The sequence below is a fragment of the Acinetobacter sp. YH01020 genome (genome assembly GCF_013420275.1).
In the GTDB taxonomy this organism is placed as follows: Bacteria; Pseudomonadota; Gammaproteobacteria; order Pseudomonadales; family Moraxellaceae; genus Acinetobacter; species Acinetobacter amyesii.
In genome coordinates, this window is sequence record NZ_VOYN01000084.1 from 1 (window position 1) to 8,360 (window position 8,360).

Sequence of the window (8,360 nt, forward strand, 5' to 3'; positions counted from 1 at the left end):
TCCGTATAAGGCATAATCAATAACGACATCTCGGCTGATAATCAGCGCAGTAACTTTAGCCAATCTCGCTGCAATTTCCATGTCAGGAATTTGTCCACTTATTCCAATGATGATGAGAACTGCAGCAATAAATTATAAAGGCAGGATAGGTGGTTACTTAACCAGCATAAGTTATGTAACTTATGCTAATTCATATTAAAATCACATGAAAGCAATCTTAATTAAAAACTTAGTATGAGAGGGCGTGGTCTTTTGTTTAAAGTGACAATTAACTAAAGGGTTACTTCTTGTATTTAGGAGCATAACCAACTTCTAACAAATAAGAAAAATACTTTCTAACATTATCGCTATCAAGAAGATCACTTGATATCCTTTCCTGAAAGTCTTCTAGAGTCTCTCCACGATGTGCGAAATCATTACCAAATTTTGGATAGTTAGTAATATCACATAGCTTTTTAGCAAAGAATATACATTGCTTAGCTGTCAATTTATAAGTTGGCTCTAAAGGAGCACTTGTACTCGTTTTATTTTGTTCTTTTTCTTCAAACATGAAATGTAATTCTGAAATATTTCTTCCCTCCTTTTTTTGTATATAAGAAACAGTAATATCCGTAAATTTGTTAATTTGATTTAAAGCTACGGTAAGAACCCTTTTTTTAAAGTCTCCCATCTTTTTATATTCATCTTCTATCAATCCGAGTTTTGATCTAAGCTCATCTATAGAAATATATAACTTACCAGTTGATCTCCAACGTATGAGTAACTCATACAGGCGAATAGCATAAATGCTTGTAAGTGGTGAGATTTGTTTAAGTTCATATCTTGTGAACTTTTCTTCAAGTTTTACAAATAAGGGGATAATATCTGGTGCAAAAATTAGTTGGACGCATCCCTCTTCCTTAACATAACCAACTTTTGAAACCCACCTACTTTTGTATATTCCTATTTTTCCAGTTATAGGATCTACTGCTTTATAATTCAAATGCCGTTCAAAAAGATTATCACATGCAGATTGTAACGCTTCATAAGATGCTTGACGTCCTAAATTAAACTGTTTCATGTATTCAGAAGCATGAATCGTAAGTATAGTATCAGAAGTAAGTTCTTTCTCAATTTCTCGAGCAGCAATGATCGCAATTAATATTAGCCTTTGCTCAGATAGATTTAGTGAATACGATGCTTCAACCAAATTATTATCTTTATATACTATGTTACTCATAGGAAGATATATTAAGGAAAATGTTATAAATAGATATATTGACAATACTACTTAACGTCCACAAATGAAAGTATTTTTAATAAAAGAATTTGTCAACTTATGCACAGAATTTGTCAACTTAGAAACAGGAAAAAGTCAACTTATTGGTAGGAATATGTCAACTCAGAAACAGGAAAAAGTCAACTTATTGGTAGGAATTTGTCAACATATACTTCCTGTATCCCTTTGCTAGTCAAGCTTTGAGCAGAGATATAAATAATAAATTTAAATAAATATATATAAATTCAAAAAGACCATTCTTTTGTGGATAACTTTTTTTTTAATTTTTTTTTTCATGATAGTTGATTACTTCATAAATCACCGTTAAATTATACACAAACAAACTTACGTAACTTACATAAATTATGATTATCTTAGTTGGTGGTGAAAAAGGCGGTGCTGGTAAAAGCTGTTTAGCTCAAAATCTTGCAGTTTACTTACAACAAAGTCAAAGAGACGTCCTCTTATTAGATGCTGACCCTCAAGGAACAACAACAGATTGGGTCAAAGAAAGAGATGAAAACGATGAATTAAATAATATTCCATCAGTACAAGCATCAGGGAATATACGTTCAGTTTTAAAAGATTTAGATAAAAGATACCAAGATATTATCATTGATGCAGGTGGACAGGATTCTGAAGCATTACGTTCAGCAATGACTATAGCTACACATATGTTATTGCCGTTTAGACCCAAACGAAGAGATCTAAAAACTTTAGATCATATGGAACAAGTTTTAAAATTAGCAAAGACAGTAAATCCAAATCTGAAAGCTAGAGCAATTATTACTCAGTGTCCAACTCTTCCTTCTCAAGTTCAAAGAATTTTAGATGCAAAAGAGGCATGCAAATCATTTGGTATTGATGCATTGAATTCAATCACAACAAATCGAAATGTTTATGATGATGCAGATGAAAATGGGCTTTCGGTTTTTGAAGTAAATAGTGATCCTAAAGCGAAAGCTGAAATTGAAAGTATTGCAAGAGAGTTTTTAGGAGTATAACTATGGCTGGTTTAACTGGGCTAAACAAAAAACCTGAACCTACTGAACAAGATAAAATGTTAGATGCATTTATATCTGGTGCAGAAAAGAGGGTAAAGGCTTTAGAATCAAGTGAAAAAAAATTTATTCGTTACACTTTTTCTCTCAATGAAGATATTAGTAAACTAATTGATGAGCTGGTTGTAAAAGGGCAAAATGCAAGAATAAATCGTTCAAGTATTGTTCGAGCAGCTATAGAAAATTTATCGACATATAGTGCAGATGAATTAAAAGAAATATTAAATAAATAAATTAAAAATATCCCACTTTTTTAAGGGGGATATTTTTTATCCAAGTTAAATTTACTGTAAGTCCCCGGTGAACCCTATAGATATTTTTAAATTCAGCTCAGGCTCTAGCAGTGTGGTGGTAATTTATCTATTTGAGTTATTTTATATGAAGGCGTCCTTTTCTGCACAGACACGGATCTAGGCTATTCAGCTTGGCTGACTGAATTGATGTCATGATGTTTGATGCACATTGTCAAATTCTTTATCAAGCGAAACTCTGAATCAATGCTTGTAATTGTTTCACTATGATGAGTTTGAGTCCAGTGAAATGTTGCTTGTTCCAACCGTAGAGCTTTGAATACCCAGTCCATCATATATCAACACTTTCATACAATGACCACGCTTATTCCAAAACAAGATAACCTCAATGTTGCGATTTGACATGGTCAAAGGCTTTTAGGACATGAGAAAGAGCAGTATAAGTAACTGCTCGCATATCCATGGGCTGAGTAGAAAGCCAGATTTCATCAATGTGAATCTTATTGTGAGCACCTTGGGGAATTCTGCCAAAGCGATTGCTCCTGATACCTTCCGTTTCAGCCCAATCGCTATGTTCGCATCAGGCGTCGTTATTGATTATGCCTTATACGGAACTCCAGAATTAGCCCTCGTTGCGAACAACAAAGCCAGAAATCCTGCAGTTCCGCGGACGCTGATAAGTAGACAGATTCCTGACACGGAATACTATAACTTACATCACTTAAATAGGATGCATAAGTTATGCAAGTTACGCCACTTAAATAAGTTAAGGCGCTAAAGCGATAAAAGCTACATGATGGCCAGTACTGAGCACTGGCGATCTAAGTCAATGCTGCAGTTCTCATCATCATTGGAATAAGTGGACAAATTCCTGACATGGAAATTGCAGCGAGATTGGCTAAAGTTACTGCGCTGATTATCAGCCGAGATAAAGTAATGTGAACGGGTAGTATTGCTGTAATGGATGGATTAAACGTTGCAGGGTAAGGCAATGTAATAAATGTGGGCTTTGGTGGTGCAGAGCTTGTTCTCCATCCAAAAGGCGAATATATGGCACTGTTGCAAATAGGCTGACATGATAAGCTAAATATCTTATTTATTTCGAGATACAGCAGATGAATCCCTTCCATGGTCGGCACTTTCAAGGTGAAATCATTCTTTGGGCTGTTCGTTGGTATTGTAAATATGGCATCAGCTATCGTGAACTTCAAGAAATGCTCGCTGAACGGGGTGTGAATGTTGACCACACCACAATTTATCGTTGGGTTCAGCGTTATGCTCCAGAAATGGAAAAACGCTTACGCTGGTATTGGCGTAATCCTACAGATTTACATTCATGGCATATGGATGAGACTTATATCAAAGTGAAGGGGCGATGGACTTACCTGTATCGTGCAGTTGATCAACGTGGTCATACGATTGACTTTTACCTTTCCGCTAGACGGAACAGTAAATCAGCCTATTGTTTTTTAGGAAAAATCTTCAATACGGTGAAAAAATGGCAAATTCCACGGGTCATCAATACAGATAAAGCAGCGACCTATGGCCATGCTTTATCACGGTTAAAGCGAGAAGGAAAATGTCCAGTAGATATTGAGCACAGGCAGATTAAGTATAAAAATAATGTCATTGAATGTGATCATGGTAAGTTAAAGCGGATCATCAGGGCCACATTAGGATTCAAATCTATGAAGACGGCTTATGCCACAATTAAAGGTATTGAAGTCATGCGTGCACTACGTAAAGGACAAGCATCGTCATTTTATTATGGTCAGCCTCAAGGTGAAGTGTGTCTAATCAACAGGGTTTTCGGTCTCTAAGCACTTTTAAAAAGGAACTTCATCGACTCAAATCTCTATTTGCAACAGTGCCTTTTAGGGTCCACCATGAAGTTCGGCATGCAGGGATCACCATGGCAAACAACCATATCGGTGCGCTCTTGGTCGAGCCGCACCGGTAGCTCTCGTTCGACACGAGCCAAAAGATCGAGCTGCGGCGTACTCTTGTCCTCGTCCGGTAAGAAGTCGGGATTGACGGCATTGCGGGACACCACATCAACGGCGCGTCCGAACATTCGCGACAGCCTGCGCTCAAACGGACATTGATCAACCGATAGGCTGTGAACAGCGCCAAGTTGCTGCCCCATTGACGGCCACGCTTTGAGCAAATCCGCTCCAGACAGATCAGCCGCCGGTACTCCCGGAATTGCCGTTATCACCAAGCATGCACCCTCCTGTTCCTCCTGCCAGTTGATCACCTCGGGGCAAGCCACACCTCGACCTTTGAGCCAAATGAGGCGGTCACGCTCTCCAGCGAGCTCACCGCGGCGGGAAGCAGGTGCGATTTTCGCGAAGGCATGCCCGTCACCACGTCGAAAAACAAAATCACCAGATTCTCCGCCTCTGACAGGCAACCAGTCAGAATGCGATTCACCAAAAAAAATATTAGTTCGATTCAATGGAGGTTCCTTCAGTTTTCTGATGAAGCGCGGAGGTGAGAGGTGGTCCCACTTGTTTGAACAACTAAAAGCTTATTTATAAGTGATACTCTGCTCTAGTTAAGCTACCTTATTTTGTTGTGGTAGCTGGTCATAGTAAAACTCATCTGGAGTCATTTTGTCCAGACTCGAATGAGGTCGTTTCAAATTATAAAATTCAAAATATGCGTTTAATTGCTTCTTCGCATCCAAAACATTGCTGTAGGCTTTGAGATACACCTCTTCATATTTAACGCTCCGCCATAATCGTTCAACCATCACATTATCAACCCATCGACCTTTACCATCCATACTGATTTGAATGCCATTTGATTTCAATACATCAATAAATGCATCACTGGTAAACTGACTGCCTTGGTCTGTATTAAAGACTTCAGGTCGGCCATATTTTTCAATAGCTTCATTTAATGTTTCTATGCAAAATGTAACCTCCATACTAATCGATACTCTATGCGCAAGTACCTTGCGGCTATGCCAATCAATCACAGCACATAAATAAACAAAGCCTTTTGCCATAGGGATATACGTTATATCCGTAGACCACACTTGATTACTGCGCTGAATAGCCAATCCTTTGAGCAGATATGGATATTTACGGTGAGCTTGATTGGCCTGACTTAGATTTGGTTTACGATATAACGCATTAATGCCCATTTTCTTCATTAAAGTACGTGTATGACGTCGTCCTATATGATGTCCTTGACGATTCAATAAATCACGCATCATACGGCTACCTGCAAAAGGGTATTGCATATGTAACTCATCCATACAGCGCATCAGCTTCAGATCTGATTCACTCACAGGTTTTGGGCGATAGTAATAACAACCACGGGAGACTTTCAGCAGCTTAGCTTGCTTAGATACTGAAATCTGAAGTGAGTCATCGATTAACTTTTGTGGTTGAAGCGACCCAGTTTCTTCAACACACCTTCTAAAAAATCAATTTCTAATGCCTGCTCACCGATTTTTGCATGTAGTTTTTTTAGATCGATGGGTGGTTCTGTTGGAGCTTTTGATTGATCGAAAGCTTGCGAGGAAGCTGAAATCAGTTGATTTTTCCAGTCAATAATTTGGTTTTGATGAACATCAAATTCAGCACTCAATTCAGCAAGTGTTTTTTCTGCTTTAATCGCAGCAAGTGCTACCTTAGCTTTAAAGTCATTTGAATGATTTCTTCTTGGTCTACGTGTCATAAAATACTCCATATATTGATGTTTATAACATCATTTGGGGAGCAAAATATCACTTATAAGTGTTGTTCAAATTTCCTGATCCACCTCTGTGGCTCAACCTGCGAAAAGAAACGAGTTGCTACGTAAGTCCGAGAACATGCTTTCCATGGTCTCTGAGCTCGCCTTTGGGACCGACATATCGGTAGAGAGTGACGCGCTCGATGCCGAGTTCCTTGCAGAGATCGGAAACTGAAGTATCGCGCTGGGCCATGGCGGCTTGCGCGAGACGCACCTGAGCTTTGGTGAGCGCGAATTTTCGTCCGCCCTTGCGACCGCGCGCTCTCGCGGAGGCGAGACCCGCCATGGTGCGCTCTCGGATCAGATCCCGCTCGAACTCGGCCAAGGTGGCGAAGATTCCGAACACCATGCGACCGGACGCAGTCGTGGTGTCGATCTGAGCGCCCTTTCCAGTCAGAACCCGCAGGCCGATCTTGCGGTCTGACAGCTCCTTCACCGTGTTGACCAGATGGGCAAGCGATCGTCCGAGGCGATCGAGCTTCCAGACCACCAGCACATCGCCGTCACGCAATGACTTGAGGCAGGCAGTCAAGCCAGGGCGATCATCACGACCGCCGGAAGCAAGATCATCATAGATATTGTCCCGTTCGACACCTGCGGCGCGCAAGGCGTCGTGCTGCAGGTCGAGAGACTGCGAGCCATCGGCTTTGGAGACGCGGGCATATCCGATCAGCATGTATCACAAACGTTGGTTTGAGGCGGCGCTTCGGCCACGATTGCATTGACCTCTGGAAATGTATCTCAACCAGCTTCATAAACAAAGCGTCTTGAACGCTATCAGATTTTGAAAAAGGAACATGTATGCCGCGTCGCGTCACTCTAACCGATCGGCAGAAAGACGCGCTGTTGCGCTTGCCGACTTCACAGACGGATTTGCTCAAGCACTATACGCTGAGTGATGAAGACCTTGGGCATATCAGGCTGCGTCGGCGCGCTCACAACAGGTTCGGCTTCGCCCTGCAATTGTGTGTCCTGCGCTATCCCGGCCGGGTGCTGGCTCCAGGCGAACTGATCCCTGCAGAGGTCATCGAATTTATCGGAGCGCAGCTTGGCCTGGGTGCCGACGATCTCGTAGACTATGCTGCCCGCGAGGAAACACGGCACGAGCATCTTGCCGAGTTACGGGGGCTCTACGGCTTCCGCACCTTCTCCGGACGTGGTGCGAGCGAGCTGAAGGAATGGTTGTTCCGAGAAGCCGAGATGGCGGTGTCGAACGAGGATATCGCCCGTCGCTTCGTAGCCGAGTGCCGACGCACCCGCACTGTCCTTCCCGCGACATCCACGATCGAGCGGCTTTGTGCCGCGGCTCTCGTCGATGCCGAGCGACGCATCGAGACGAGGATCGCCAGTCGGCTGCCTATGTCGATCCGAGAACAGTTGCTGGCATTGCTCGAGGAGACGGCTGATGATCGGGTGACCCGTTTTGTGTGGCTGCGCCAGTTCGAGCCTGGCTCGAACTCTTCGTCGGCCAACCGGCTGCTCGACCGGCTCGAATATCTGCAACGCGTCGATCTCCCCGAGGATCTGCTTGCCGGCGTTCCTGCCCATCGGGTGACTCGTCTGCGCAGGCAGGGTGAACGGTATTATGCCGACGGCATGCGCGATCTCCCGGAGGACAGGCGGCTTGCGATCTTGGCTGTTTGCGTCTCGGAATGGCAGGCGATGTTGGCCGACGCAGTGGTCGAAACCCACGACCGGATCGTCGGCCGTCTCTACCGTGCTTCGGAGCGTATTTGCCATGCAAAGGTCGCAGACGAAGCGGGGGTGGTGCGTGACACCCTGAAATCCTTCGCCGAGATCGGGGGCGCCCTGGTCGATGCACAGGATGATGGCCAGCCGCTGGGCGATGTCATCGCGAGGGCACTGTTGCAAAGTTAGCGATGAGGCAGCCTTTTGTCTTATTCAAAGGCCTTACGTTTCAAAAACTCTGCTTACCAGGCGCATTTCGCCCAGGGGATCACCATAATAAAATGCTGAGGCCTGGCCTTTGCGTAGTGCACGCATCACCTCAATACCTTTGATGGTGGCGTAAGCCGTCTTCAT

Annotated in this window: 6 protein-coding genes and 3 pseudogenes; 4 read left to right on the plus strand and 5 right to left on the minus strand. The window is 43.0% G+C overall.

Going from position 1 to position 8,360, the window contains the following annotated elements:
• Positions 1-280: 280 nt before the first annotated feature.
• Entirely contained in the window at positions 281-1,219 is a 939-nt protein-coding gene (gene repM, locus FTT85_RS17545) for a replication initiation protein RepM (protein WP_002046604.1), read from the minus strand.
• Between the two features lie 404 nt (positions 1,220-1,623).
• Here repM and FTT85_RS17550 point away from each other — a divergent pair, with 404 nt between their 5' ends.
• The 3 genes from FTT85_RS17550 to FTT85_RS17560 all read left to right on the plus strand — a co-directional run bounded on the left by FTT85_RS17550 (position 1,624) and on the right by FTT85_RS17560 (position 4,390).
• Positions 1,624-2,262, plus strand: coding sequence for an AAA family ATPase (locus FTT85_RS17550; protein ID WP_000585007.1), 639 nt, complete (start codon positions 1,624-1,626; stop codon positions 2,260-2,262).
• 2 nt (positions 2,263-2,264) lie between these two features.
• Positions 2,265-2,552: a hypothetical protein gene (locus FTT85_RS17555; protein WP_000908082.1), complete on the plus strand. Its 288-nt coding sequence runs from the start codon at positions 2,265-2,267 to the stop codon at positions 2,550-2,552.
• A gap of 1,133 nt (positions 2,553-3,685) precedes the next feature.
• Positions 3,686-4,390 carry an IS6-like element IS1008 family transposase gene (locus FTT85_RS17560; RefSeq protein ID WP_001067790.1) on the plus strand — a complete coding sequence of 235 codons (705 nt, stop codon included), beginning with the start codon at positions 3,686-3,688 and terminating at the stop codon, positions 4,388-4,390.
• A gap of 41 nt (positions 4,391-4,431) precedes the next feature.
• Here the strand turns inward: FTT85_RS17560 and FTT85_RS17565 are convergent.
• The 3 genes and pseudogenes from FTT85_RS17565 to FTT85_RS17575 form a co-directional block, all read right to left on the minus strand.
• Positions 4,432-5,028 (minus strand): annotated as a pseudogene (locus FTT85_RS17565) (APH(3'') family aminoglycoside O-phosphotransferase); the annotation flags it as partial.
• 99 nt (positions 5,029-5,127) lie between these two features.
• A protein-coding gene (locus FTT85_RS17570; RefSeq protein WP_223672967.1) for an IS3 family transposase occupies positions 5,128-6,260 on the minus strand; the annotation gives its coding sequence in 2 pieces (ribosomal slippage) (positions 5,128-6,008 and positions 6,008-6,260; 1,134 coding nt in all).
• A gap of 118 nt (positions 6,261-6,378) precedes the next feature.
• A complete protein-coding gene (locus FTT85_RS17575) occupies positions 6,379-6,993 on the minus strand; it encodes a recombinase family protein (RefSeq protein ID WP_000904906.1) in 615 nt (204 codons plus the stop codon).
• A gap of 125 nt (positions 6,994-7,118) precedes the next feature.
• Between FTT85_RS17575 and FTT85_RS17580 the strand changes: the two are divergent.
• Positions 7,119-8,174, plus strand: a pseudogene (locus FTT85_RS17580) (DUF4158 domain-containing protein); the annotation flags it as partial.
• Between the two features lie 54 nt (positions 8,175-8,228).
• On the opposite strand, the pseudogene FTT85_RS17585 reads toward FTT85_RS17580, so the two are convergent.
• Positions 8,229-8,360, minus strand: a pseudogene (locus tag FTT85_RS17585) (IS6 family transposase); the annotation flags it as partial.

What these genes read in the sequence shown, in the direction of transcription:
- FTT85_RS17555 (WP_000908082.1), top strand. Translation starts at nt 2,265, where the DNA reads ATGGCTGGTTTAACTGGGCTAAACAAAAAACCTGAACCTACTGAACAA.
- repM (WP_002046604.1), bottom strand. Translation starts at nt 1,219, where the DNA reads ATGAGTAACATAGTATATAAAGATAATAATTTGGTTGAAGCATCGTAT.
- FTT85_RS17550 (WP_000585007.1), top strand. Translation starts at nt 1,624, where the DNA reads ATGATTATCTTAGTTGGTGGTGAAAAAGGCGGTGCTGGTAAAAGCTGT.
- FTT85_RS17560 (WP_001067790.1), top strand. Translation starts at nt 3,686, where the DNA reads ATGAATCCCTTCCATGGTCGGCACTTTCAAGGTGAAATCATTCTTTGG.
- FTT85_RS17575 (WP_000904906.1), bottom strand. Translation starts at nt 6,993, where the DNA reads ATGCTGATCGGATATGCCCGCGTCTCCAAAGCCGATGGCTCGCAGTCT.